This window comes from Paenibacillus sp. DRB1-1, from assembly GCF_052119485.1.
Classification (GTDB): domain Bacteria; phylum Bacillota; class Bacilli; order Paenibacillales; family Paenibacillaceae; genus Paenibacillus; species Paenibacillus polymyxa_B.
In genome coordinates this window covers 701,187-727,103 of the sequence record NZ_JBODQH010000001.1, presented here as the reverse complement: position 1 = coordinate 727,103, position 25,917 = coordinate 701,187, and the positions used below count along the sequence as shown (strand labels likewise).

General features: G+C 47.0%; 24 protein-coding genes. 19 read left to right on the top strand and 5 right to left on the bottom strand.

The window, feature by feature from the left end:
- Positions 1–21: 21 nt before the first annotated feature.
- Positions 22–1,392: a YheC/YheD family endospore coat-associated protein gene (locus ACQW03_RS03295; protein ID WP_220031024.1), complete on the bottom strand. Its 1,371-nt coding sequence runs from the start codon at positions 1,390–1,392 to the stop codon at positions 22–24.
- A gap of 162 nt (positions 1,393–1,554) precedes the next feature.
- Between ACQW03_RS03295 and ACQW03_RS03290 the strand changes: the two genes are divergently transcribed.
- The 3 genes from ACQW03_RS03290 (at position 1,555) to ACQW03_RS03280 (ending at position 3,789) form a co-directional block, all read left to right on the top strand.
- A complete protein-coding gene (locus ACQW03_RS03290; RefSeq protein WP_013309578.1) occupies positions 1,555–1,899 on the top strand; it encodes a YlbF family regulator in 345 nt (114 codons plus the stop codon).
- 72 nt (positions 1,900–1,971) lie between these two features.
- A complete protein-coding gene (locus ACQW03_RS03285) occupies positions 1,972–2,256 on the top strand; it encodes a hypothetical protein (protein ID WP_013309579.1) in 285 nt (94 codons plus the stop codon).
- 198 nt (positions 2,257–2,454) lie between these two features.
- Complete coding sequence (locus tag ACQW03_RS03280) at positions 2,455–3,789, top strand: DRTGG domain-containing protein (RefSeq protein ID WP_013309580.1); 1,335 nt, start codon at positions 2,455–2,457, stop codon at positions 3,787–3,789.
- A gap of 44 nt (positions 3,790–3,833) precedes the next feature.
- Here the strand turns inward: ACQW03_RS03280 and ACQW03_RS03275 are convergent, their stop codons facing one another.
- Together ACQW03_RS03275 and ACQW03_RS03270 are read right to left on the bottom strand one after the other, a co-directional pair.
- Positions 3,834–4,331, bottom strand: a complete 498-nt coding sequence (locus ACQW03_RS03275) for a hypothetical protein (RefSeq protein WP_023987904.1) — start codon at positions 4,329–4,331, stop codon at positions 3,834–3,836.
- 12 nt (positions 4,332–4,343) lie between these two features.
- Positions 4,344–4,673 (bottom strand): YtrH family sporulation protein, encoded by a 330-nt coding sequence (locus ACQW03_RS03270; protein WP_013309582.1) that lies wholly within the window; start codon positions 4,671–4,673, stop codon positions 4,344–4,346.
- A 137-nt stretch (positions 4,674–4,810) separates the two neighbouring features.
- On the opposite strand from ACQW03_RS03270, the gene ACQW03_RS03265 reads away from it, so the two are divergent.
- From ACQW03_RS03265 to pyk, 6 genes are all read left to right on the top strand, one after another.
- Entirely contained in the window at positions 4,811–8,488 is a 3,678-nt protein-coding gene (locus ACQW03_RS03265; protein ID WP_441948232.1) for a DNA polymerase III subunit alpha, read from the top strand.
- 167 nt (positions 8,489–8,655) lie between these two features.
- The gene (locus tag ACQW03_RS03260; RefSeq protein WP_071640160.1) at positions 8,656–9,153 is read left to right on the top strand and encodes a phosphatidylglycerophosphatase A family protein; all 498 of its coding nucleotides are present in this window, start codon (positions 8,656–8,658) and stop codon (positions 9,151–9,153) included.
- A gap of 153 nt (positions 9,154–9,306) precedes the next feature.
- The gene (locus ACQW03_RS03255) at positions 9,307–9,495 is read left to right on the top strand and encodes a hypothetical protein (protein WP_013309585.1); all 189 of its coding nucleotides are present in this window, start codon (positions 9,307–9,309) and stop codon (positions 9,493–9,495) included.
- A gap of 180 nt (positions 9,496–9,675) precedes the next feature.
- Positions 9,676–10,569 carry an acetyl-CoA carboxylase, carboxyltransferase subunit beta gene (gene accD / locus ACQW03_RS03250; RefSeq protein ID WP_013309586.1) on the top strand — a complete coding sequence of 298 codons (894 nt, stop codon included), beginning with the start codon at positions 9,676–9,678 and terminating at the stop codon, positions 10,567–10,569.
- Entirely contained in the window at positions 10,570–11,553 is a 984-nt protein-coding gene (locus tag ACQW03_RS03245; RefSeq protein WP_441948229.1) for an acetyl-CoA carboxylase carboxyltransferase subunit alpha, read from the top strand.
- 125 nt (positions 11,554–11,678) lie between these two features.
- Entirely contained in the window at positions 11,679–13,109 is a 1,431-nt protein-coding gene (gene pyk / locus ACQW03_RS03240; RefSeq protein ID WP_029516614.1) for a pyruvate kinase, read from the top strand.
- A gap of 89 nt (positions 13,110–13,198) precedes the next feature.
- On the opposite strand, the gene ACQW03_RS03235 is transcribed toward pyk, so the two are convergent.
- Complete coding sequence (locus ACQW03_RS03235) at positions 13,199–14,104, bottom strand: LysR family transcriptional regulator (RefSeq protein ID WP_441948227.1); 906 nt, start codon at positions 14,102–14,104, stop codon at positions 13,199–13,201.
- Between the two features lie 207 nt (positions 14,105–14,311).
- On the opposite strand from ACQW03_RS03235, the gene ACQW03_RS03230 reads away from it, so the two are divergent.
- The 7 genes from ACQW03_RS03230 (at position 14,312) to ACQW03_RS03200 (ending at position 20,658) form a co-directional block, all read left to right on the top strand.
- A complete protein-coding gene (locus ACQW03_RS03230) occupies positions 14,312–15,235 on the top strand; it encodes a phosphate ABC transporter substrate-binding protein PstS family protein (protein WP_025722004.1) in 924 nt (307 codons plus the stop codon).
- Positions 15,236–15,343: 108 nt separating this feature from the next.
- On the top strand, positions 15,344–16,276 hold the full coding sequence (gene pstC, locus ACQW03_RS03225) for a phosphate ABC transporter permease subunit PstC (RefSeq protein ID WP_013370343.1): 933 nt from the start codon (positions 15,344–15,346) through the stop codon (positions 16,274–16,276).
- Positions 16,276–17,172: a phosphate ABC transporter permease PstA gene (pstA, locus tag ACQW03_RS03220; RefSeq protein WP_023987910.1), complete on the top strand. Its 897-nt coding sequence runs from the start codon at positions 16,276–16,278 to the stop codon at positions 17,170–17,172. The genes pstC and pstA overlap by 1 nt, the downstream gene beginning before the upstream one ends.
- A gap of 17 nt (positions 17,173–17,189) precedes the next feature.
- On the top strand, positions 17,190–18,032 hold the full coding sequence (gene pstB / locus ACQW03_RS03215) for a phosphate ABC transporter ATP-binding protein PstB (protein WP_441948224.1): 843 nt from the start codon (positions 17,190–17,192) through the stop codon (positions 18,030–18,032).
- Between the two features lie 288 nt (positions 18,033–18,320).
- Positions 18,321–19,610 carry a pectate lyase gene (gene pelA, locus ACQW03_RS03210; RefSeq protein WP_441948222.1) on the top strand — a complete coding sequence of 430 codons (1,290 nt, stop codon included), beginning with the start codon at positions 18,321–18,323 and terminating at the stop codon, positions 19,608–19,610.
- Between the two features lie 134 nt (positions 19,611–19,744).
- Positions 19,745–20,263, top strand: coding sequence for an acyl-CoA thioesterase (locus ACQW03_RS03205; protein WP_023987913.1), 519 nt, complete (start codon positions 19,745–19,747; stop codon positions 20,261–20,263).
- Positions 20,260–20,658: an FxsA family protein gene (locus ACQW03_RS03200; RefSeq protein ID WP_025722001.1), complete on the top strand. Its 399-nt coding sequence runs from the start codon at positions 20,260–20,262 to the stop codon at positions 20,656–20,658. The genes ACQW03_RS03205 and ACQW03_RS03200 overlap by 4 nt, the downstream gene beginning before the upstream one ends.
- A gap of 29 nt (positions 20,659–20,687) precedes the next feature.
- Here the strand turns inward: ACQW03_RS03200 and ytvI are convergent, their stop codons facing one another.
- Positions 20,688–21,806: a sporulation integral membrane protein YtvI gene (gene ytvI, locus ACQW03_RS03195; RefSeq protein ID WP_023987915.1), complete on the bottom strand. Its 1,119-nt coding sequence runs from the start codon at positions 21,804–21,806 to the stop codon at positions 20,688–20,690.
- A 345-nt stretch (positions 21,807–22,151) separates the two neighbouring features.
- Between ytvI and citZ the strand changes: the two genes are divergently transcribed.
- The 3 genes from citZ to mdh all read left to right on the top strand — a co-directional run bounded on the left by citZ (position 22,152) and on the right by mdh (position 25,669).
- Positions 22,152–23,264 carry a citrate synthase gene (gene citZ, locus ACQW03_RS03190; RefSeq protein WP_028542893.1) on the top strand — a complete coding sequence of 371 codons (1,113 nt, stop codon included), beginning with the start codon at positions 22,152–22,154 and terminating at the stop codon, positions 23,262–23,264.
- A 151-nt stretch (positions 23,265–23,415) separates the two neighbouring features.
- On the top strand, positions 23,416–24,711 hold the full coding sequence (gene icd, locus ACQW03_RS03185; RefSeq protein WP_029516624.1) for an NADP-dependent isocitrate dehydrogenase: 1,296 nt from the start codon (positions 23,416–23,418) through the stop codon (positions 24,709–24,711).
- 16 nt (positions 24,712–24,727) lie between these two features.
- Positions 24,728–25,669, top strand: coding sequence for a malate dehydrogenase (gene mdh, locus ACQW03_RS03180; RefSeq protein ID WP_441948218.1), 942 nt, complete (start codon positions 24,728–24,730; stop codon positions 25,667–25,669).
- The last annotated feature ends 248 nt before the right edge of the window (positions 25,670–25,917 follow it).

Sequence of the window (25,917 nt, the reverse complement as noted above, 5' to 3'; positions counted from 1 at the left end):
CAGACTCTGGAAGAGATGAATTCATTTGAAGCCGGCTGAATAACAGCAGTATTCAATCATTTTTTTAACGGACGGGCGAGTTTTCTGATCATTTAACGGCGTGTTGTCATTCTTTGATGGCTTCGAATTGACCTCCAGCAACCAGATGCGCCCCGTGCTGTCTATTGCCAGATCAATACCAAATTCCGCGAAATGGGCCGGAATTGCTTTTTCCACTCCGCTTGCGATATCCAGTGCTGCTGTTTTCAGAGAGGTATGCCCATTCGATTTAACGGTTGCGGGCAGCGTGGTTTTGGCAAGTGCTTCCTTGACTGTGCTCAGCGTGCCGCCTCTTGCCAGATTGGACACAAAGTGGCTTCCTCCAGCGATCCGGGCCACAATGGATGTTACGGTCCAGGTTCCGGACGAATTTTTCTGTACAAGCGCACGAAAGTCGACCGGACGCTTACCGTGATCAATCAAGGTAAGTCCCTGTTGGAGTTGAAAGCGTGTTGTTTTCATTTTTCCCGCTAAGCTTTTGTACAGCTTATCTACGTTGGCATACGTTTGCTTGCGGGGCGTACCCGCTGTTGTGGATAGCACCGAAAAGGTGCCATCGGTTTGCTTGTTAATGCGCATTATGCCTTTACCCAAGCTTCCGCGCACTGGCTTGAGAAAAACAGCGGGATACTGGTTGCACATTTTTTTGAAAACAGCAAAGGTTTGCAGCAAGTGGGATTCGGGTAAATACTTGCGCAGGGAAGAATTTGATTTAAGCGCATCAAAAACTTCATTCTTATCCAGAAACTTTTCGTTAAAGATGGTCGTGCTGTACTGCGATTTTACTTCTTTCATGAAATGCTGTACGCTAGTTCTGTTCTCGAGTTTACGGGAGGTAAGACGATTATTGACGACATCGCCGGCGGGCATGACCGTCTTTTTCCAGCCTCCGTCATACACCCATCCCTGAACTCGCCCGGGCTGACTTCCGATATGCTCCGGGGTAAAAAAATACACATATGCTCCTTGTCTGCGGCATTCCCCGACTAGTTCACGGCAGAACAGGGTGATCGACCCGAAAGGCTTGTCGGGCTGTTCGGGATAGTCCCGACTGACCAGCACGCTAATAAGTGGGCCCACTCGAAGTGTCCGGCGACCTCGGCTGTAGGTTACTCGCAGATCACAATTGGCATGAAGCCCCATTTTTCGGGCTAGCACGCTTCCCACACGTAGGCCGCTGTAGCGGGGCACCGATATGACGGTAACCTCTTGGCGGAACGAACCGAAGGCGAGCTGAACGGGGTGGCCAGCGGATATTTTCCATTTGCGAAGCAGGGACTCGCCGACCATGAGTACGTCATCCTGCAAGATGCCCGATCCGATGATTTGAATCGTTGTTTTTTTGATGGACATCGTGGATCTCCTTCCGGGCAGCAACTTGATGTCTTGAAAGTAACGGGAAACGTGAATGGGCTGTAATAGCACTGATTCATCATATGAGGACATATATCCCTTGGTGATTGACGGACAATGTGAAATGTTGACACTAAACTTGTATTGGAGGAATAAACAATCATGAACATCTATGACAAAGCCCATGATTTAGCGAAAGCATTGAAGGAAAGCAAAGAGGTAGAGGAAATTACGTCAGCGATGAAGCTGATCGAAACCGATCCAGAAGCCAAGAAAATGCTCGACGATTTCCGTGAACGCCAAATGGAAGTACAGCAACGGATGATGAGCGGCGATATGCCAGCACAGGAAGAGATGGAAAAGATGGAGAAGCTGTTTGAGGTACTTAGCTTGAACCTCAACATCCGTCGCCTGTTCGACGCTGAACGCCGCCTGAGCGTGATTATTGAGGATGTTAACAAAATTATTGCAGACAGTCTTCAAGATTTGTACGGTTCATCTCTGTAAGTTTGTCTCATATTCCTTCCTGTCCTCTCATAGACTAGATACATAGAGTCACAGGGAGAGGAAGGGATACGATTGGGTTCTTTTAAAAAATGGAAACACGGTTTGTACACACTGATTGCGCTGGCTATGGTCTTGGTTGCGTTACCACGCATCTCGCTTGCAGGCGGTTTGAACTGGGTCAACGGCTTTGGGATAGTATGGGTACTTTTTGCGCTGCTAGTCATCGGGGCGAACATGCATTTTTTGCTGGGTGTGGATGAGGAAAAGCGCAAAACGCTGGAGCGTGTGCGGCGGGCCAAAATGCAGCAGTGGCAGATGAAATGGGATAAAAAAGCTGACAAAGGCAGCATGCAGTGAGTTTTTTTCAGCTTGTCCTGGCTTGCCCCCCAGATTACAAATCAATCATAGTAAGAAGCGGTCCTTGTAATAGAGGGGATCGCTTTTTTGCTATTTCCGAAGCAGAAAACTCAAAATGAACAAAGGTCTAAAATAAAGGGATTTTGTGCTATAATAGATACAGAATGATACAGATTGAACGTTGGGGGTGTAACAGAGTTGGACGGGCTAGATGAAACAGTTACGAAGCATGAGCAGCTATTGCGACATATCGAGCAGTTGAAAATAGGCTCCAAAATTTCTGTGCGCAGGTTGGCTAAAGAAATGAGCGTCAGCGAAGGAACGGCCTATCGGGCCGTGAAGGAAGCCGAGAACCTGGGAATTGTCATTACCAAGGAACGGATCGGAACAGTACGAGTGGAGAAGCGCCCGCGCGGCTTGTCCGAACAGCTGACCTTTGCAGATGTCGTGAATATTGTAGAGGGACATGTGCTGGGCGGAAGTGAGGGGCTGGAGAAGCCCTTGCACAAGTATGTGATCGGAGCGATGCGCGAGGAAGCTATGGCCCGTTATATTGACGCTGGCAGTTTGCTGATCGTAGGTAACCGTGAGGATGCGCATTCACTTGCATTGGAGCAGGGGGCAGGTGTGCTGATTACAGGGGGATTTGGTACGAGCCGAGAGGTTAAGCAGCTCGCAGACAAGATCAGTCTGCCGATTATTTCCTCACGCCATGATACTTTTACAGTGGCATCTATGATTAATAGAGCCATATTTGACCGCTTGATCAAAAAGAAAATTATGCTGATTGAAGACATTGCGGCAGGCAAACCGAAAACGTTGACCTTGAAAATCAACAGCACGCTTACCGAGTTTGAAGAACTTTCGGTGACGACCGGACATCATCATTTTGCAATAGTGGATGAATGGAATCGTTTAATTGGTATCGTCAGCCGCAAAGATGTAGAGGGGCTTCAACCTGAGCATACGATGGATAAATGTCTGATCCGCAATCCGATAACGGTCACCTACCAGACCTCGCTGGCTTCAGCCGCGCAAATGATGGCGTGGGAAGGTGTGGATTACTTGCCGGTCGTGGACCGCAACCGCAAGCTGCTCGGGTCCGTTACACGGCGTGAGGTGCTGGAGGCACTGCGTAACGCCCAAAAGCAGCCACAACTTGGCGAGACGTTCGACCAGCTGATCTGGAACGGGTTTGCTGAAGAGCGTAATGAGGATGGATCGTTATTTTTCCGCGGTTTTATCATTCCGCAGATGGCGACCAATTTAGGTACGATCTCGGAAGGCGTACTGGTCAACGTGATGACACAAGCGGGCTACCGGGCAGCTAGAGACATGACCGGCAAGGATTATGTGCTGGACAATTTGACGACTTATTTTATTAGACCCGTACAGATAGAGGATGCTGTCGTTCTTCGTCCGTTGTTGCTTGAGATGAGTCGCCGCACCTGTAAGCTAGAAATTGCAATTTCACGGGAAAATCATTTGGTATGCAAAGCAGTGATGACGCTTCAATCCATTGAACATGGTTAGTCTACCAATGGATTGGAGCAAGGTGTGAAGTCGAATAGATCGACTTAGTGGCTTTCAGGCAGTCTTTCTTTTGCTTCTAGCCAAATTTGCAGCACACCTTCCATTACAAGCATCGTTTTGACCTGGATCGTATACTCCTTGTCACGAACGGTGTATTTTTTTTGGTGCAGCAACATACGTACCAGCTTGCTGTCAGAGTCAATCTCAAACATATCTCTGCCACGCAGCACCTCCAGATCACGACTGACACGGCGAAGAAGTTCCTTTAGGTTGATAGAATCAATTTTTTCGGCCGAAGCTTCCTCCGGAATCAGCTTGATTTCTTTGACAACGGTTTGGCGCTTGCTGTATTTGCGCAATGTTTTGTTGTCCTCCTCGGCTTGCTGGAGCTGGAATTGAAGATCCTGATTGTTCGTCCATAGCTGATTGAAGCTGGCATGCCAGATGGCATTGTATATCATTCCTCCCGTAATCATACCGAGTACAAAGACGGAGGATAATTGCATAAAAGGGCGCAGGCGCTCAAAAGGGGGGACTCTCATAGTCTTTTCACCTCACGGTCGTCCGTTGCCGCATACCCACTTGACCAGCTCTGCACCCATATGAGCGCCTAAAAAGGCGAAAATCAAATACAATATCTGCTTAATGGCAGGTGACAAATTACCATCCAACATATTGCTTTCAATGACCCGGATCGGGTCCATCGTCCCCCCCACAGCGGCGGCAAGCGCCCATATTTTAATTCTTCCAGCAACCTCCAGCATCGTCTGGGTAGGCGGCTGAAGCGATACCACAGCTCCCATTCCGCCGAGCATGGCTCCCCCGAGCACGATGCCGAAGGCAATGAAGAAGTCGAGAATCGCTTTGGATATAAAAGTGCTCATGCTCTTTTCCTCCTTAGGTATACGAATCAGGACCGCGCTTGTCCGCCGAGGTCTGTACTTTTATTCTATGGGCGCTACTAACGCGGATATGATAAAATAGTTTGAAGAAAATCAAGCGGTGAAAGGAAGAGAAGCGCATGAGTTCATTTGTGCATTTGCATGTTCATAGCGAGTACAGCCTGCTGGACGGCGCGGCTCGTACCGCGGAGTTGGTCAAACAGGCATCAGCTTACGGAATGAAGGCGCTGGCCCTTACAGATCACGGGGTCATGTACGGTGCCATTCCTTTTTATAGAGCGTGTGTAGAAAACGGCATTAAGCCGATTATCGGGTGTGAGGCCTATATGACGGCAGGATCGCGCAAGGAGCGTGGCAGCCGGAAGGATCAGCCCATATATCATTTAATTTTGCTCGCCAAAAATAAAACAGGCTATCAAAATCTGATGAAGCTGTGCTCCATCGGCCATTTGGAGGGCTTTCACTACAAGCCGCGCATCGACATGGAGGCTTTGGCTGCCCATCATGAAGGCATCATATGCCTGAGCGCTTGTTTGGGCGGTGAAGTGCCACAGCATTTACTGCATGGTCGGGAAGCTGAAGCACGACGAGCAGCGGAGCGATATCGTAACATTTTTGGCGATGATTTTTATCTGGAACTCCAGGATCATGGTCTTTCGGAGCAAAAACGTGTAAATCCTCTCTTGATCGCACTGGCGAAGGAACTGGATATTCCACTGGTGGCGACGAATGATGTGCATTACTTGACTGAGCCAGATGCAGACGTGCAGGACGTTCTGATCTGTATCGGGACAGGGAAGACAGTTGACGATGAGGAGCGCTTGCGTATACCAACACGTCAGTTGTATCTGAAAAGTCAGGAGGATATGGCTCGCTTATTCCCACATGTGGCAGAAGCCATCGCCAACACGGTGCGTATTGCTGAAAAATGCGAACTGGAGCTGGAATTCGGTCAATCCATTTTACCTGAATATCGTCCACTGCCGGAAGGAATGACCTCTTCGTCCTATTTACGCAATTTGTGCGTGCAAGGGCTGGAGCGTCGCTATGGAAGCGATCCCGGATGGGAACAGCCGGAGGAACGGGAAAGGCTGAACCAACGACTGAACTATGAGTTAAATACCATTGACAGTATGGGTTTCAGCGATTATTTCCTGATTGTATGGGATTTTATTGCCTTCGCTCATAAGCATAAGATTGCAACGGGACCGGGGCGGGGTTCCTCAGCAGGCAGTTTGGTTGCCTATGTGCTTAACATCACGAATGTCGATCCGATGAAATACAACCTGCTCTTTGAACGGTTTCTGAATCCCGAACGAATTAGTATGCCGGATATAGATATTGATTTTAGTGATGAACGGCGTGACGAGGTTATCGACTATGTAGTACAGAAGTACGGAAATGAGCATGTAGCGCAAATTATTACCTTTGGAACGCTGGCGGCAAGAGCCGCTGTCCGTGACGTCGGTCGTGTATTGAACGTGCCATATGGCGAGGTGGACAAGGCAGCCAAGCTGATTCCGGCGCAGCTAGGCATTAATATCCGTCATGCGTTGGAAATTACCCCGGAGCTGAAAACGCTATATGAAACGAAGCCTAAGACACGTGAACTGCTGGATATGGCGATCAAGGTTGAAGGAATGCCTCGTCATGCTTCGACACATGCAGCAGGTGTTGTCATTTCGCGGACTCCATTGACCGATGCGGTTCCGCTTCAAGAGGGGAGCGAAGGGGTTCCTTTGACGCAGTACTCGATGGAAAATCTAGAGCGCATTGGTTTGCTTAAAATGGATTTCCTCGGGCTGCGTACGCTCTCCATTATTGAACGGTGCATACACTGGATTGCGGAAGACCATGGAGAAACGCCTGATTTTAGCCGTATTCCCGATAATGATCCGCATACCTATGACTTGCTGGGCAAAGGAGATACAGGAGGCGTATTCCAGCTGGAGTCGGCCGGTGTACGCCGGGTACTCAAGGATTTGAAGCCGAGTGTATTCGAGGATATCATTTCTGTCCTGGCTTTGTATCGTCCGGGCCCGATGGGCTTTATTCCTAACTTTATACAGGCCAAGCATGGTCAGATTGAGATTATTTATCCGCATCCTGACCTGGAACCGATCTTAAAGGATACGTACGGTATTATTGTGTATCAGGAGCAAATCATGCAGATTGCTTCACGCATGGCGGGTTTTTCCCTGGGAGAAGCCGATCTGTTGCGCCGGGCTGTGTCCAAGAAAAAGCGCGAAGTGCTGGATCTGGAGCGCGGGCATTTTGTCGAAGGCAGTATCAAGCAGGGATACACGGAGGAGGAGGCCGGAAGGGTTTACGATATGATTGTCCGTTTTGCTGACTACGGCTTCCCACGTGCCCATGCAGCTGCTTATGGTGTGCTAGCATTTCAGACGGCTTATTTAAAGGCCCATTATCCGGTACAATTTATGGCTTCAATGCTAACAGCGGTGATGGGAAGTCATCGGAAAGTGGCTGAATATGTCGTCGAATGCCGTCGTATGGATATCGCAGTGTTGCCACCTGATGTGAATGAGAGCGGGGTGCTGTTTACTCCGTTACAGCAGGGAGGCATCCGCTTCGGCCTGGCTGCGATTAAAAATGTCGGCACACAGGCGATGGAGAGCATTCTCGCTGTTCGCAAGGAACGGCCTTTCGACAGCCTGCTCGATTTTTGTCGACGTGTCGATTTACGGGTATGTAATAAAAGAGTAATTGAGTCGCTTATTCAGGCAGGGGCCTTTGATTCGTTGACGGGTCATCGGGCACAGTTGCTTGCTATGCTGGATGAAACGGTGGATGCAGCCGTCAAATGGCGCAAGGAACGGGATGACTTGCAAATTGATATGTTTGGTTTTGTGGAAATGCCCAATTGGGATATCGAATATCCCAATGTACCCCAATTCAGCGCCAGCCAGCAATTAGAGCTGGAACGTGAACTGCTGGGACTGTATTTATCGGGGCATCCGTTGGATGATTTTGAGTCGCTGTTGGAAAGTAGCGAGGCGGATCGTTTGATGGAGCTGGGCGATGTCCCAGATGAAACGATTGTTGTGACTGCTGGCATGGTAGTGTCACTCAAAACGATTACGACCAAGCAGGGTAAGGCAATGGCCTTTATTGAGCTGGAGGATCAGATTGAGCGCTGTGAGGTTGTGCTGTTTCCTGAGGTATGGAAGCGAAGCCAGCAGTGGATTGAAAAGGGAGCTTTGCTTACGCTTCGAGCCAAGATGCAGCAGCAGGACGAGCACTTCAAGCTCCTTGCGGATGAGATCGCCCCGCTGGCCGAAGACTCACTGGCACGGCTCCTCCAGCGCCGACGTGCCAGTACGCGCTCGTCCGCCATAGCTGGAGCATCCGTACCAGCTGCTGGTTCTGCTGCTGGCAGTCCAGGCGGAAGAGCGTCACGTGTGTCGCCCCCGCCTTCGGCAGCCCATGCATCTGCTTCGCCTCAGCCGAAGGCGGCCCGTCCCGTGACGGCTGCTTCACCGCGCGGAGCCGAAGCTGTTCGCGGTGAGCAGGTGCCGGGCCCGCGCAACTCGGAGCCAACCACTCGTCAGCGGGTGTTTGTCAAAATCACCCGCCAGGCCGAGGAGGACGCCAGCTTGCTGGTCAGTCTCAAGGCACTGCTACAGGAGCATCCCGGTGCTATGCCTACTGTACTTTTTTATGAGAGCAACCAGCGTCTGCTGGCGTTGAGCGATGCTTACAACATTAAGCCTTCTCCTCAGCTTTTTGATCAAATGGAGTCGATGTTGGGTGAAGGCACGGTGAAAGTCAAATGATAGGCACACAGCAAACCGCCCTTATTGTAACGGTTTAATGAACATTTTCCTTTCCTCCCGCATACACTTGGAAAACTGGCGGAACAGGAGATTCAATACGTACCCTGCACCATAAGGTCCCGTACGGTGAAAGAATAGAACTGCACGGTGAAAGCGGGAGGGAAATTATGTCCTATGAATATGCAGAAACTTTGTTAAATCGCAGAGGCATTCGGATCGAGTCCATTGCGGACATTGTTTATCAGCTTCAGCTAAAATATTATCCTCATTTGACGATGGAAGAATGTATAGACAGTGTCAAAGCGGTTTTGCAAAAACGCGAGGTTCAATATACGTTGCTCACAGGTATTGCGCTTGATGAGCTGGCCGAAAAAAAACTTCTTCCCCAGCCATTGCAAGCCATTATGGAGGCTGACGAACCGCTGTATGGAGTGGACGAGACACTGGCTCTTGGAATTACGAGTGTGTACGGCATGATTGGCTTAACCAGTTTTGGTTACCTGGATAAGGAAAAGACGGGGATTATTGAACAGCTGAACCAAAAAGGCAGTGGTATTCATGTGTTTTTAGACGATCTTGTCGCTGGACTGGCTGCCGCTGCTTCTTCGCGCATTGCACATCGGAGCCTCCATGCCAAGCACTATCCTGCATCATTGGACGCTTAATTGACCTGTGTAAACAGAGTTGATGATTTTCTAGGCCCTCCGACGGAACTTGAATGATCAGGAGGGCTTTTGTTGCGGGAAAAAAGTAAGGTATGTTATCATGAGTCTATTATATGGGCTCAAAACTTGAGGCTTAGGGGGTAGAAACAAGGCATGTGGACGGTGATTTATATTGCACCGACGGCCAGACTGGCTGACATGATTAAGCTCAAACTGTCTGAAGAAGGTTTTATGGTGCAGGCCCGGGCCATCAGCGCATCCAAGCAACAGTTTGAGATACTTGTGCCTTCGGGTGAAGTCGAAGAAATTCAGGAAGTGCTTAATTCGATTTTGCGCCCTTGAGTCCGGAACGGCGGAAGTGATACAGCAGCATGAGTGGAACAAAGGATGCACGATCGGCGGTAATGTTTTAGTAACAGGCGTTGACGTGTGTATGAACATAATGCTTAGAGGTGCCGCATAGACGGCAGAGGACCTTGTATCGGTTACGGCTGACAAATAAACGGCTGGAGAGGTGTAGTTGTGTTTAAAGATTTATTCCAAAAGAAGCGTAAATACGCGACCATCCCTTCGGAACGGGCGCTGAGCGGCGATCAAGCGGACATGCCGGATCGTCCCAAACGGGAAATTCCCGAAGGTCTTATGACCAAATGTGGCAAGTGCGGAAGTATTCAATACAGCAAAGAACTAGAGAAAAATTTGAAAGTGTGTCCGGTGTGCGGATACCATATGCGTTTGAATGCAATGGATCGTATTCGCATGGTGCTCGACGAAGACACGTTTACGGAATATGATGCCGATATGATTTCGGTTGACCCGCTGGACTTTCCAGGATATGCGAGCAAGCTGGAGCAACAGACCCTGAAATCTGGCTTGCGAGAGGCTGTCGTTACAGGCGACGGCCTTATTTATGGACATCCTGTTGTCGTTGCTGTGATGAGCTTTGACTTTTTTACTGGCAGTATGGGTTCGGTCGTAGGAGAGAAAATTACCCGCGCCATTGAGCAAGCAATAGACAAGCGTCTGCCACTAATTATTTTCTCAACTTCCGGCGGGGCACGTATGCAGGAAAGTATTTTAAGCTTGATGCAGATGGCCAAAACAAGTGCTGCTCTTGCTCGTCTGGATGAGCAGGGCTTGCTCTATATTTCTGTTATCACCGACCCGACTACAGGCGGAGTATCCGCCAGCTTTGCTACGCTTGGAGATATTAATATTGCGGAGCCAGGAGCTGTATTCGGCTTTGCAGGGCGTATTGTAATTGAACAGACAATCAGACAGAAGTTGCCGGATGATTTTCAAACATCCGAATTTAATTTGCAGCATGGACAATTGGATATGGTTGTACACCGCAAGGAACTGCGTGATACCCTCGGGCAACTGCTTGATCTGCACAGTGTGAAAGGGGTGGAATAGATGGCTGGTGAATTGCCTTATGAAAAGCCCCTGGTCGAGATGCGACAGAAGATCGAAGAACTCAAGCAATTCGGACAGGATAAGCAAATTGATTTTACAGATGAAATCAACCGTCTCGAGGACCGTTATCTCGAGATGGAAGAAGAAATATATTCGAACATTACAGCACCACAAAAAATGCATTTGGCCCGTCATCATCAAAGACCAACGTCTCTTGATCTGATTGAGCAGGTGTTTACGGACTTTATTGAATTACACGGCGACCGCTTGTTTGGAGACGATCTGGCGGTTGTGGGCGGAATTGCCAAGCTAAATGGTATTCCGGTGACCGTCATAGGTCAACAGCGTGGTAAGGATACGAAAGATAACATTGCACGTTTTTTTGGTAGTGCTCATCCGGAAGGATTTCGTAAAGGCTTGCGTCTTATGCAGCAGGCTGATAAATTCAAACGCCCTATTATTACATTCATTGATACGAAGGGCGCTTATCCGGGTAATACAGCAGAGGAGAGAGGTCAATCGGAAGCGATTGCCCGCAACTTGCGGGAGATGGCAAAGCTTTCGGTGCCTGTCATTTGTGTGGTCATCGGCGAGGGTGGAAGCGGCGGTGCGCTTGCGTTTGCAGTCGGTAACCGTGTGCTGATGCTGGAACATGCCATTTATTCGGCCATTTCTCCAAACGGTGCTGCCTCGATTCTATGGAAAGATGCTTCCAAGGCCGATCAGGCAGCTGAAGCCATGAAGATTACGGCTAATGACCTCCTACGCATGGAAATTATCGAGGATATTGTGCCGGAGCCGAAAGGGGGCGCGCATCGTAACTATGAAGTGACCGCTGCCGCAATCAAGGAGCTATTGGAACGTCATTTGGCAGACCTTACGAATATGAGCTGCGATGAATTGAGGGAAGATCGGTATCATAAATTCCGAAAAATAGGTCAATACACCTTCTTGAAGCCTTCGGAATCTGAGCCTATGTTGTAATACGCTGTAAACGGGTAACAATAAATATGACGAACTTCCTATACAAATAGGAAAAAGTGTAGTAGATTTAATTGTTGGAAAAAGATATAAAGAGTAGCACCTTTGAAAACGGAGGAAAAACCCAAATGCGCAAAACTAAGATTGTATGTACCATCGGTCCTTCCAGTGAGTCATTGGAAAATGTGAAGAAACTGATTTTGGCTGGTATGAACGTAGCCCGCCTGAATTTCTCTCACGGTGATTTCGAGGAGCATGGCAACCGGATTAAAAACATCCGTCAAGCTTGTAAGGAGCTTAACAAAAACGTTGCTATTTTGCTCGATACGAAGGGGCCGGAAATCCGGACAGGAAAGCTCGAAGTTGAACCTATTGAGCTTGTTCAGGACGAGTTCATTACGCTGACAACGGAAGAAATTCTCGGTACGCAAGATCGTATTTCTATTACGTACAAAGATCTTCCCTCGGACGTGGAGCCCGGCTCCACCATTCTGATCGACGATGGTCTGATTGGACTCACTGTTATTGAAGTATCAGGCACCGAAATCAAATGCCGCATTGTTAATGGCGGAACGATCAAAAGCAAGAAGGGCGTTAACGTTCCTGGCGTCGCTATTTCTTTGCCTGGTATTACGGAAAAAGATGCTAATGATATCATTTTCGGTATTGAGCAGGACATTGATTTCATCGCGGCTTCTTTTGTTCGTAAAGCAAGTGATGTGTTGGAAATCCGCGAATTGCTGGCGAAACACAACGCAAGTCATATTCAAATCATCTCCAAAATAGAAAATCAGCAAGGTGTTGACAACCTGGATGAAATTTTGGAAGCTTCGGATGGCCTGATGGTTGCTCGTGGTGACCTCGGTGTGGAAATTCCTGCTGAAGAAGTGCCTCTGGCGCAAAAATTGATGATTAACAAATGTAATGTAGCTGGCAAGCCTGTTATTACGGCAACACAAATGCTGGATTCCATGCAACGTAACCCGCGTCCGACTCGTGCGGAAGCAAGTGACGTAGCGAATGCTATTTTTGACGGAACAGACGCAATTATGCTGTCCGGCGAAACAGCTGCGGGTAAATATCCGGTAGAATCCGTATTGACGATGTCACGTATTGCAGAAAAAGCTGAGTCTTCTCTGAACTACCGTGATTTGTTCAAAAAACAAAGAACGGCTCAAGAAATTAGTATCACAGAAGCAATAAGCCAATCCGTTTCTATTTCTGCACTTGACCTGCATGCCAAAGCGATCCTGACGTCCACACAAAGCGGAACAACGGCGCGTATGATCTCTAAATACCGTCCAGAAGCTCCGATTGTCGCTGTTACAACACAGGAAAGAACAGTTCGCCGTTTGGCTCTGATCTGGGGTGTACATGCAGTACAAGGCAGACCAATTGTTGACACAACAGACAGTCTGTTTGACAACGCGCTGGAAGGTGGTCGCAAATCTGGCCTCGTTAAAGAGGGCGATTTGGTTGTGATTACTGCGGGCGTACCTCTTGGTGATTCCGGTTCTACGAACCTGATCAAAATTAGCTGCGTTCCAGCACAAGCGTAATTAAAGTCTCGAAATAATACCGAGGCTGTATGTATTCGTTACAACAAGCAAAAGAGCATTCAAGTCAATAAGACTTGGATGCTCTTTTTTTATGTTCTATAGCTGTTCATTTCCAGTCCTTCTCGTCTTATGAAATCAAGGAATGCCTGTTGCATCAAGTTCATGTGTATATCTTGTTGGTACACGATGTTTATTTGATAATGGCTCTTTTTGTTATCAGCCTCGGGATAAGGAAGCCATTCCACCGAGGGAACAGCATTTTCATTATTATCGACTCCACTTGCAGGAAAGAAGGCAAGCGCTCCGCCGCCGCTTACGACTTGCTTTACCGCTTCCCAAGAGTTGATTTCCAGATGAGGCTTAACTAGCGAGGAATACTGATCTACAACTGATGAACCGCTATATTTTACCCATGTGTGCTTGTCCAGCATATCGGGTCCATCGAACTCCTCTGATTTGGATGCAGGTGCAAGTGCAGATGCAGAACGGATAACTCCTACTTGATCTAAAGTCACTGGCTCTGCCACCGTAAACTCTGGAAGAGAATCTCTATCGTCGAGAAAAGCAAAATCAATTTCTCCCTGTTTCAGGAGCTGCCTAATGGCATCCGGGGATTGAATCTCCAACTGAATACGACAATCTGGATATCGTTGAGCAAACTTAGCCATCAAAGTGGGGAGGAGATACGTACCTGATATCGACTCTGCACTCAGATGCAATTGACCCTGGGACTCTTCAGTCCATTCATCTACAGCTTGTCTAGCTTCTTGCTCCAGAGAGATGATCTGCTTTGCGTAAGGTAATAATTTTTTTCCAGCTTCCGTTAGCATAATCCTGCCTTGTTGAAGAGAGAATAGGGAAACACCCATTTCCTTTTCCAGGCTTTTCATATGAAAGCTGACGGTAGGTTGTTTAACTTGCAAAGCTTCGGCCACATCCGTCGCCTTATGGAATTTGTCGATCAGCATCAAGATACGCAATTTTAGAATATTCATGGAATCTAACAGCTCTCCTTATATGACATTCATATGTGAATTTCGAACTATAGATTAATTATATACCGAAAAATAATTTATCTATCAATATTTTATATTTGTTTTACAAAACCACGTCGTTCGTCTAACATTCCAGGCCTACAATGTAAAAGTGTTGATGGTCATAAATAAAAAACCGTCACTTAACTAAGGGGAGGACAATAAAAAATGTTGAAAAAATGGCCGTTCATTCTGATGACTCTCACCATGGTATTTGCACTTGCAGCTTGCGGATCAGGTAACAATGCTGCACCACAAGGAGAAGCTGCTACAGGAACAGACAATAAAGCAGCTGCTGAACTGACAGGAAATATTCTGGCTGTTGGCTCCACTGCACTTCAACCATTGGTAGAGCAAGCGGGACAAAAATTTATGGCTGTCGATAAATATAAAGGCATTGCAGTTCAAGTACAGGGCGGCGGTAGCGGTACTGGCTTGACTCAGGTTTCCGGCGGACAAGCGGACATCGGTAACTCCGACGTGTTTGCAAAAGAAAAACTGGAGAGCGGCGCAGATGAGCTGGTCGATCACCAAGTAGCTGTTGTAGCCATGTCAGCGGTAGCGAATCCTAAAGTAGGCGTTACAGATCTGAAAAAGGATCAATTGGTACAAATCTTTACAGGTAAAATCACGAACTGGAAAGAAGTTGGCGGTGCAGATCAAAAAATCGTTATCGTAAACCGTCCAAGCAGCTCCGGTACTCGTGCAACATTTGAAAAATACGCATTGGGACAAAAAACGGAAGATCTGCCGGGCTCCATTCAAGAAGATTCCTCCGGTACTGTGAAAAAGCTGATTGCTGAAACACCGGGTGCGATTGGTTATCTGGCTCTGTCCTACATCGACAACACAGTAACTACTTTGAAATACGATGGCGTTGAAGCTAACGTTGAAAATGTAGAACAAGGTAAATATCCAGTATGGGCTTACGAGCATATGTACACTAAAGGTGAGCCAAAAGAGCATGTGAAAGCATTCCTGGACTACATTCTGTCTGATGAAATCCAAAAAACGGATGTCGTAGACTTGGGATACATTCCAGTAGCAGGCATGCAAGTGAAACGTGATGCTGACGGTAATATCACGAAATAAGGAGAGCCACAACCTCCTGTTCGGATGAACGCAGCTAACGCGAGTATATTCACGAAGAAGAGGCGGACTAGCGTCCGGCCTCTATTCTTCGGTTAAAGGAGTTACAGTATGGAACCAATTGAAGGGAAGGCATACATGGAACAGAATAAACGATCCCGAGTTATGAAAGAAAGACATTACTGGGAAGAATGGACCGGCCGCATATATACGTCGGTTTGTGTCGTTTTTTTAGTTGCGGTCATTGTCTCCATCGTATATTTTGTTGCCTCCAAAGGTGTAGCTACATTTGCGGTGAATGGAGTCAGTCTGCGAGAGTTTTTCTTTGGAACCAAATGGAGCCCGGATGGCGAGCCTAAGTCCTTCGGCGCGCTTCCGTTTATTACGGGTTCTTTTGCAGTAACCATACTGGCGGCTTTAATTGCCAGTCCGCTCAGCTTATGTGCGGCTTTATTTATGACGGAAATCGTGCCGAAATCGGGTAAACGTATCCTTCAACCCGCGATTGAATTATTATCCGGTATTCCGTCTGTTGTATATGGCTTTGTCGGCTTGACCGTGATCGTCCCGCTGCTGCGGAACGTGTTTGGAGGACAAGGTATCGGCATTCTGGCAGGGTGCCTAGTGTTGTCAGTCATGATTTTGCCGACGATTACGAGCATTATGGCGGATGCGTTGTCTTCCTTACCGGGGGGGCTGCGTGAATCCTCTTATGCTTTGGGTGCTACCCGCTGGCAGACAATTGCCCGTGTCATTATTCCGACGCTGTTGCCTGCTCTTTTAACAGGAATTATTCTCGGTATGGCTCGTGCGTTCGGGGAGGCGTTGGCTGTACAAATGGTAATCGGGAATGCTCCGCATATACCGCATTCCTTGCTGGAATCCGCTTCGACCTTGACCAGCGTCATTACACTTAGCATGGGGAATACAGCAATGGGCTCCGTTCATAACAATGCTCTCTGGAGCATGGCGCTTGTTCTTCTGCTCATGACATTCATTTTCGTGCTGCTGGTAAGGCTGCTTGAAAGGAGAAACCGGGTTTGATGAAAGCTAAAACGACCGACAAGATCGCTACATTTGTAATCTGTTTCTTCGCCTTGTTCATTGTTGCACTTTTGGTGGGATTACTGGGCTTCATTTTGGCCCGCGGAGTCAGTCATATTTCTTTTGACTTTTTAACCAGTGCTCCCCAAACATTACGTGCAGGCGGTGGCATTGGCCCACAACTATTTAATTCCGTATTTTTGTTAATCTTAACTTTGATTATCACCATTCCGATTGGCTGGGGCGCAGGTATTTACATGGCGCAATATGCAAAGCCGGGGAAAATTACGGACTTTATACGACTTGTCGTCGAAGTATTGTCCTCGTTCCCGTCTATCGTCATCGGATTGTTTGGACTACTACTTATCGTGAATACGTTTGATTTTGGCTTTTCCCTCTTATCAGGAGCCTTGGCTCTAGCGGTATTCAACCTGCCGCTGATGGTTCGTACAACAGAACAGGCTTTCCGAGCTGTGCCGAAGGAGCAAAAGGAAGCTGGACTTGCGCTTGGATTGTCCAAGTGGAAAATTATCACCTCCATTTTGTTGCCAGCTGCGCTGCCAAGCTTGATTACGGGTACCATATTGGCCGCAGGCCGTATTTTCGGGGAAGCCGCCGCATTGCTGTTTACAGCAGGGATGAGTACGCCGCCGCTTGATTTTACCGATTGGAATCCATTGCATGCCAGATCGCCTATTAACCCGATGCGACCTGCTGAAACATTGGCTGTTCATATTTGGAAGGTCAACAGTGAGGGGATTGCTCCTGACTCCAAAGATATTGCTGCAGGCGCTTCTGCCGTACTGGTGCTGCTTGTGCTTGCATTCAACTTGAGTGCAAGATGGTTCGGAAGAGTTGTATACCGCCGTCTGACAGCTGCCAAACGTATGGATTAGAAAGGGGATGGAGAACAATGGAACATGTGATTACGCGAACGGCAAAAACCGCCGCAGCAGCAACATCCGTTCAGTCTACGCGTTCGGAACAGCTTGCGGGGCAACCACCGCATCCGTTCAGTACTGAGGATTTGAGTATTTATTATGGCAGCTTTGAGGCTGTGAAAAAAGTGAATCTGGCCTTTCCCGAGCAGACAGTGACTGCCCTGATCGGGCCTTCCGGCTGCGGTAAATCGACCTTTTTGCGCTCCCTTAATCGGATGAATGATGAGATTGCGTCTTCCTCTACAACGGGGCACATCTGGATGGATGGACAGGATTTGACGGCACCGGAAACGGACGTGATCAAGCTGCGTCAGCAAATTGGCATGGTGTGGCAGCGTCCCAACCCTTTTTACAAATCCATTTACAATAATATCGCCTTCGGTCCCAAATACCGTGGGGTGCGCAAGAAGAAGCAGCTTGATGAAATCGTCGAAAGCAGCCTACGTAAAGCAGCATTATGGGATGAGGTCAAGGATCGCCTTCACGATTCCGCTCTGGCGCTGTCTGGCGGGCAACAGCAGCGGCTTTGCATTGCACGTGCACTATCCGTTCAACCGAAAATTCTATTGCTTGACGAGCCAGCCTCCGCGCTGGACCCTGTGTCTACAGGCAAGGTAGAAGAGCTCATTACCGAATTAAAAAAGGAACTGCGCATCGTTATTGTGACGCACAATATGCAGCAGGCTGCACGGATTTCCGATTATACTGCTTATTTTTATATCGGAAGTCTGGTTGAGCATGGGAAAACGAATGATATTTTCACGAATCCTGAAAATGAGCTGACTCAGGAGTACATCATGGGTCGATTTGGTTAAGCGATGTTGCTCATCGACCTATTTTATATTAGCTCCACGTAAAATCCTCTTACTAATCCAGCATTAGTAAGAGGATTTTTATTGTTTTCAACGTTTTGTAACTTTTTTAATCTATTAGTAAATTAAAATATATTGATCGTTTGGGTATATTTTCATATAATACAACTAACTATTTATGATGCATAAATAGTGGTTCAGTTCCCTTCGCTATCAAAAAGAATCTTCAGCAAGAATGTATAGGTTTAAACTGAACGCAATTAACCAACTCAAAATAAGGGAGAGGTTCAAATGAAGAAGAAGATGTGTCCAACCGCAAAGATGATAGCGCTTTCAAGTTTGGCGATTACAGTAACGTCAGGACTCCTAAGTCCCTCATGGGCTGCGGCACAGGAGATGGTGCCGGCTACATATGATTCAGGACGTGAATCGGCGACTGCTTCTTATGAACTTACCACAGATTCAGCTGTGGGACGGGACGTTTATGGTGGTGATGTAAATTCAGGTGTTTTGGATCGCGAGCAATTATTTGGGCTGTCGGCTGTGGCGAAGCCAACCTCTGTTGTGAATATAGACAGCCTCCTGAACAAAATGCGCGACTTTAGCAAGTTCTCAACGGGGAATACCTCCAAGGATACTACACTTGCCTTAAATATTGTATCCTGGCAATTACCACATGGCGGATTCTTCAAAGCTATGGAAAAAAATTATAAATCCAAATGGGATGGCAAAACTGCACGCTCCACATGGAAGAGCAAGGATGGTGTTGAGCTCGGAACGTTCGATAACGAGGCCACGACAACCGAGATTCGCTTTTTGGCGGATGTATACAAAAAAACAAAAAATAAAGACATTAAGAACAGTGTACAAAAAGCAGTCGACTTCGTTCTAACCTCTCAATATTCCTCCGGTGGCTGGCCTCAGGTATACCCTAAACGTGGTAATTATTCCGATGCTGTAACTTACAATGATGATGCGATGGTCAGAGTTATGGTTTTGGCTGACGATATTGTGAACAAGAAGCAGCCGTTTGATAGCGATATTCTGGATAACGCTTACCGTTCCAGACTTCAGCAAGCACTAAACAAAGGTATCCAATACACAATTAAATCTCAAATTGTAAATAATGGTACGCCGACAATCTGGGGTGCACAGCACGATCCCGCTACTTATGCATCGGTTGCTGCCCGGGCATTTGAGCTACCTTCCAAAACAACTACGGAATCCGTAGGCATTACTGCTTTTCTCATGTCCCAGCCGCAAACCGCTGAAGTGAAAAAAGCGGCTCAGAGCGCTTTGAAATGGTTCGACGCGAACCGAATCGACGGTATCAAATACAATCGCCAAGGTCCGGAGTTTTTCCAAAAGGACGCATCGAGCGTAATGTGGTATCGGTTCTATAATGTGGAAGACAACAAGTATTTCTTTTCAGATCGGGATGGCAAAAAGTATACTGACATCATGAAAATTAGTGAGGAAAGACGACTTGGTTACGCCTGGGCGGGAAGCCAGGCTAAGAGCTTGCTTAAGCTGGCTTCGGATAGCGGATATTATAAACTTTCCAAGCCGTTGCCACAATAATAAAGGCATTATTATATATGATTGGCGAGGGTGGACCGGTCGGTCTGCCCTCTTTTTGTTCCTGGCCTGTAAATATGGTTTAATGGAGAGAGGGCAAAATAGAGATAAAGATGCACAAAGATAGGAGAGCTTGTATGACTCAAGAGGAGAAACAAACGGAATTACGCTGGTATGGCGCACCGCTACGTGTCCGTTATCAGGAAAGCGACCAGATGGGGGTCGTATATCATGCAAATTATTTGAACTGGTTTGAGATCGGGCGCACCGAAATGATCCGGCAGGCGGGCTTTAACTATCGGAGCATGGAGGAACGAGGAGTCTTGCTGCCAGTTATTGAAATCAATGCGAAATATGCGAGTCCCGCTCGATATGATGATTTAATTACCATTTATACCGCAATTACGGACTTCTCCAGACTACGTCTAAACTATACCTATGAGGTTCGACGGGTAACAGACGATGAGCATCAAAGGTATCTGGGAAAGGTATGGACCCAGGCAGACACGCTGCCGGGAGAGCTGCTTGTCACAGGGATGACACGTCACGTATGGTTGAACACCGAATGGAAGCCTGTTCGACTAGATCAGGCACTACCTGAGCTGTACACTGCATTAAGGTTTGCTTTTACAGGCGGGGAGGGGCAGAAGTCATGATGATGCGTAAACGTCTGTGGCTGTTGCTGCTGCTCATTCCTTTGGTGGAGCTGTACGGGTTTATATGGGTAAGTCATTGGATTGGAGCGGGCAAAACGATTTTACTCATTATTCTGACGACCCTAATCGGGGCTGCCATGATGCAATTTGAAGGTCGTAAGGTGATTGCCGATGCGAAAAATGAAATGAACCGGGGGCAAATGCCCGGCCGTAAAATGCTGGATGGATTATGTGTCTTTTTCGGTGGGAGCTTGCTGCTTATCCCGGGATTTTTAACAGATATTATTGGTTTTACGTTGGTTTTCCCTTTAACACGAGCGTTGTACCGGCGCTTTTTATTGAAGTGGCTGGAGAAAAAAATGAAAAACGGCAGTATTACGTTTCGGCGGTTTTGACGTGAACTGCCGTTTTTCCTATCCATGATCTAGCGGACTCTTCCAGCGAGAATATAGTTGCGCAGGTCCTGAATGACATTCGCGCGATTCAGTGCATCAACGACAATGAGTGATACGGGTCCGATAATTAATCCTAAAACGCCAAATAGCTTGAGCCCGATGAACATACCGATAAGGGTGGGAAGCGGGTTCAAGCCCACGCTGCTGGCCAGCACCTTAGGCTCCACGATCTGTCGTCCAATCAACAGGATGATATAAAGGATCGACAATCCTACCCCTAGTGCCAAATTACCAGACATGTACGCATACAGTATCCACGGAATCATCACAATGCCAACCCCCAAATAAGGTAGCAAGTCCACCAGCCCGATCATCAAACCGATGGTAAAGGCGGATTCCACACGCAATATGAACAGCCCAACAATGACTGTTAATGCCGTAATGGAGATGATAATAAACTGTGCACGCAAATAGCCGTACAGTGCTTTACGCAGATCGTGCCATATATCCGACAATGGTTTGCGAATCGTATCAGGAACCGTATTTGAGAGCATCCGACTATGTCGGTCCCAGTCCTTACTAATAAAAAAGGCTGCTAATACAATAACCATTAAAACTGCTCCCATATTAGGTAGAGAGGTTAGCAAGTTCAAAACTCCATTAAAAAATTGAGCGACTAGCGTAGTGACAGCCGAACTCACGGTTTGAGTTGTCTTATCAATATTACTGTTAATGGTATGTTGATAATCCGGATTATCCCGGATAAAATGGTTAATTTCAATAATTACATTTTGAATCAAATCGCTTTGTGTCCAATCGATAAACAGACTTTTAAAACGCTCAATATGTCCGTCGAAAGTCATGGCCAACTTTATAACTTCTCGGACCATGCGGGTGATTGCTGCAGATAGGATAATTGCAATTCCACCTAAATATACAAATAATGAGACCGTGACAGCCGTCCAACGCGGCATACGGGCTTTGTTACGCAGAAAACTAACTAGTGGATTCATGGCATAAGCCACAAGCCAGGCGAATAGGAAAGGATAGATGAGAGGGAAAAGCGCATATATGCCCAGTAACAGAGCTACAATCACGATTGCCACCCATAGAGCACGAAATATGCGATTTAGGATTAACCGGCTCAAGCTCTCACGGCTCCTTTCTTTTACGATAGTTTTTCATAAAATAAATGCTCTACTATACATATGCGGGAAAGGGGGGAGACAAGACCTGTGTAAAAAAGTGCAAACAAATCAATATTTTTTGTAAGGGGTTTCAAAAATTTATTTATGGAAGCGATAAAACATTTGAATGTGTTGGAATAGCCCTCAATGTTCACATAAACGACAAAATCCAGTATAGTGAAAGAAGGTTTAAATATTGACATATGGCGTTAACATTACTCAGCTATTTAAAAGACATATCTTACTTTTGAAAATGTTTACATTGCAAGTCCGTTCACAATGTTTTTACAAAGGAGAGATGTAACGATGACAGCGACTAAAGGTCTGGAAGGGATCGTAGCGACCACTTCCTCCATAAGCTCTATCGTAGATGGCGTTCTCACGTACCGGGGTTATAACATTGATGATTTGGCTGTTAACGCCGATTTTGAAGAGGTAGCTTATTTGTTGTGGTTTGGAAAATTACCTGATAAAGAGCAATTGCAGGAGCTTCGCAACCAGTTAAGCGAATACGCTGCTATTCCGGATGAAATTGTTACTCAATTAAAGTTATACCCGAAAAATTTGAGCACGATGGCTGCCTTGAGGTCAGCCGTATCATCTCTCGCTTTGTATGACCCAGAAGCGGATGATATGTCGAGAGAGTCTAACGTGACTAAAACCGTCAAGCTTCAGGCGCAATTGCCTACTATTGTGGCAGCCATAGCACGTATACGCGAGGGCTTGGAGCCGATTGCGCCTAAAAAGGGGATTTCCATCGCTGAAAACTTTTTGTATCAGCTGACTGGCAAGGACCCGGAGGAGACGGCTATTAAAGCGTTCAATCAGGCTCTCGTGTTGCACGCCGATCATGAATTGAATGCTTCTACCTTTGCTGCGCGTGTAACGGTAGCCACATTGTCGGATATTTATTCCGGAATCACATCTGCTATTGGAGCTTTAAAAGGACCACTGCATGGTGGGGCCAATGAGGCTGTGGCCAAAACGCTGGAGGAGATTGGTGGTTTGGATCAGGTGGACTCCTATATTCAGGCGAAACTGGATAACCGCGAAAAAATTATGGGCTTTGGACACCGAGTCTATAAAAACGGTGATCCGCGTGCCAAGCACTTGCACAAAATGTCCCGCGAGCTGGGGGAAATGAATGGTGACACAACGTTGTTTGATATGTCAGTTCGAATTGAAGGAATTGTAACAGGGCAAAAAGGCTTGAAGCCCAATGTGGATTTTTATTCTGCCTCTGTGTATACCCAACTGGGTATCAAGAGAGATCTGTTTACACCTATTTTTGCTGTGAGTCGTGTATCCGGGTGGACTGCACACATTTTAGAGCAGTATGAAAATAACCGCCTGATTCGTCCTCGCGCCGAATATACAGGTCCAATGGATCAAAAATATGTATCACCAGAGTTGCGCTAACCCTTTGTCGAAGGAAGATTGAGGTTGTATACCCTGAATTTAAAAAATAAGGTACAATAGAGGGGACGACGAGAGATGTACGTTTTTGTCTGTGATAAAGGTCATGTCTTTCGTCCTGTACCCATTCATATCTGAGGAGGAAAAGGAACTTATGGCGAAATTTGAAAAGTTTGAGCTCCCAACTGAAGGCGAAAAAATTACAATTGATAACGGTCAACTACAGGTTCCGAACCATCCGGTAATTCCGTTTATCGAAGGTGACGGCACGGGTCGCGACATCTGGAAAGCTTCCAAGCGCGTACTGGACGCAGCTGTAGAAAAAGCATATAACGGCAGCAAAAAAATTGCCTGGTATGAAGTATTCGCTGGTGAGAAAGCTTTCAATACATACGGCGAATGGCTCCCTAACGATACTTTGGAAGCCATCCGTGAGTATATTGTAGCCATCAAAGGTCCACTTACAACACCTATTGGCGGTGGTATCCGTTCGTTGAATGTGGCCTTGCGTCAGGAACTGGATTTATACGTATGTCTGCGTCCTGTTCGTTATTTTAACGGTGTTCCTTCTCCAGTGAAACGTCCTGAATTGGTAGACATGGTTATTTTCCGTGAGAACACAGAAGATATTTACGCGGGGATCGAGTATGCTGAAGGGTCCGAAGACGTGAAAAAGGTTATTCAGTTCCTCCAGCAAGAGCTGGGTGTGAACAAAATCCGTTTCCCTGAAACCTCTGGTATTGGAATTAAGCCAGTTTCTTCCGAGGGTTCAAAGCGTCTGGTACGGGCAGCCATTCAGTATGCTGTTGACCACGGACGCAAGAGTGTAACGCTCGTACACAAAGGTAACATTATGAAATTTACCGAGGGTGCCTTCAAAAACTGGGGTTATGAAGTGGCTGAGGAAGAATTTGCAGATAAAGTATTTACTTGGGCTCAATATGATGTAATCAAGGAAAAAGACGGTGAGGATGCGGCAAATGCAGCTCAAAAAGCAGCTGAAGATGCAGGCAAAATCATTATCAAGGATGCGATTGCTGATATTGCACTTCAGCAAGTACTGACTCGTCCTTCTGAATTTGATGTGATTGCTACGCTCAACCTGAACGGGGACTATCTGTCCGATGCTCTTGCTGCCCAAGTTGGTGGAATTGGTATTGCGCCAGGTGCAAACATTAACTATGTAACAGGGCATGCTATCTTTGAAGCTACACATGGTACAGCTCCAAAATACGCCGACAAAGACGTAGTGAACCCTGGTTCCGTAATTCTGTCGGGCGTAATGTTGCTTGAACACTTGGGTTGGAAAGAAGCGGCTGACCTGATCTACAAAGGGCTGGAGACGTCCATTAATAAGAAGATTGTAACTTATGACTTTGCTCGTCTGATGGATGGTGCTACACAAGTGAAATGCTCCGAGTTCGCAGATACCATTATTAGTAACCTGTAAGGAAGGGGAATACCACTTGTCCATTCAACGTAAAAAAATATCCATTGTTGGCGCCGGTTTTACCGGTGCCACTACCGCATTGCTGCTGGCTCAAAAGGAGCTAGGTGATATCGTGCTCATCGATATTCCGCAACTAGAGAATCCGACCAAAGGCAAGGCGCTTGATATTTTGGAGGCCGGTCCGGTACAGGGATTTGACAGCCAGATCACGGGCACTTCCAATTACGAGGATGCAGCTAACTCGGATATCGTCATTATTACAGCCGGGATTGCACGCAAGCCGGGTATGAGCCGTGATGATTTGGTAAATACGAACGCAGGAATTGTAAAATCCGTTTGTGAGAACGTGAAGAAGTATGCGCCGGATTCTATCGTCATTATTCTGAGTAATCCGGTAGATGCTATGACCTTTACTGCCTATCAAACGCTTGGGTTCCCGAAAAATCGGGTTATTGGCCAATCAGGTGTGCTGGATACAGCGCGATATTGTACCTTTATTGCACAAGAACTGAACGTTTCCGTCGAAGACGTGCGCGGCTTCGTTATGGGTGGTCACGGTGATGATATGGTGCCCTTGGTACGCTATTCCAGCGTTGGAGGTATACCTATCGAAACCCTGATTTCGCAGGAACGTATCGAAGCGATCGTACAACGTACACGTGGAGGTGGCGGAGAGATCGTTAACCTGTTGGGTAATGGTAGCGCATATTATGCTCCGGCAGCTTCGCTTGCACAGATGACAGAAGCGATTGTAAAAGATAAAAAACGGATTATTCCGGTCATTGCCTACCTGGAGGGAGAGTACGGCTACCAGGATTTATTCCTTGGCGTACCGACACTTCTTGGCGGCAATGGCATCGAAAAAGTGTTCGAGTTGGAATTGACAGCCGAAGAAAAAGCAGCGCTCGATCAATCCGCCGAATCGGTCCGCAGTGTGATTAAAATAGTTACCGTATAGATTCAATTTTCTACTAAAACGGTGTACTTTTACTTGAAGAGGTGTCCCAAGCCATAGTCATGGCCGCCGGACACCTCTTTTTATTTTTAAGTAATCTATTCGTTTTCTTCCTTATTCCTTTGCTTTGACCCACTTCCCCGGTATAATAGAGTTCATATGTATTGATAGTTACATGAGGATTTTGCAAAATCCTGGCATAGAAAAGCATGTCCCAAAACACTGAAAAGATGGTAGTCATTTGTTGGAAT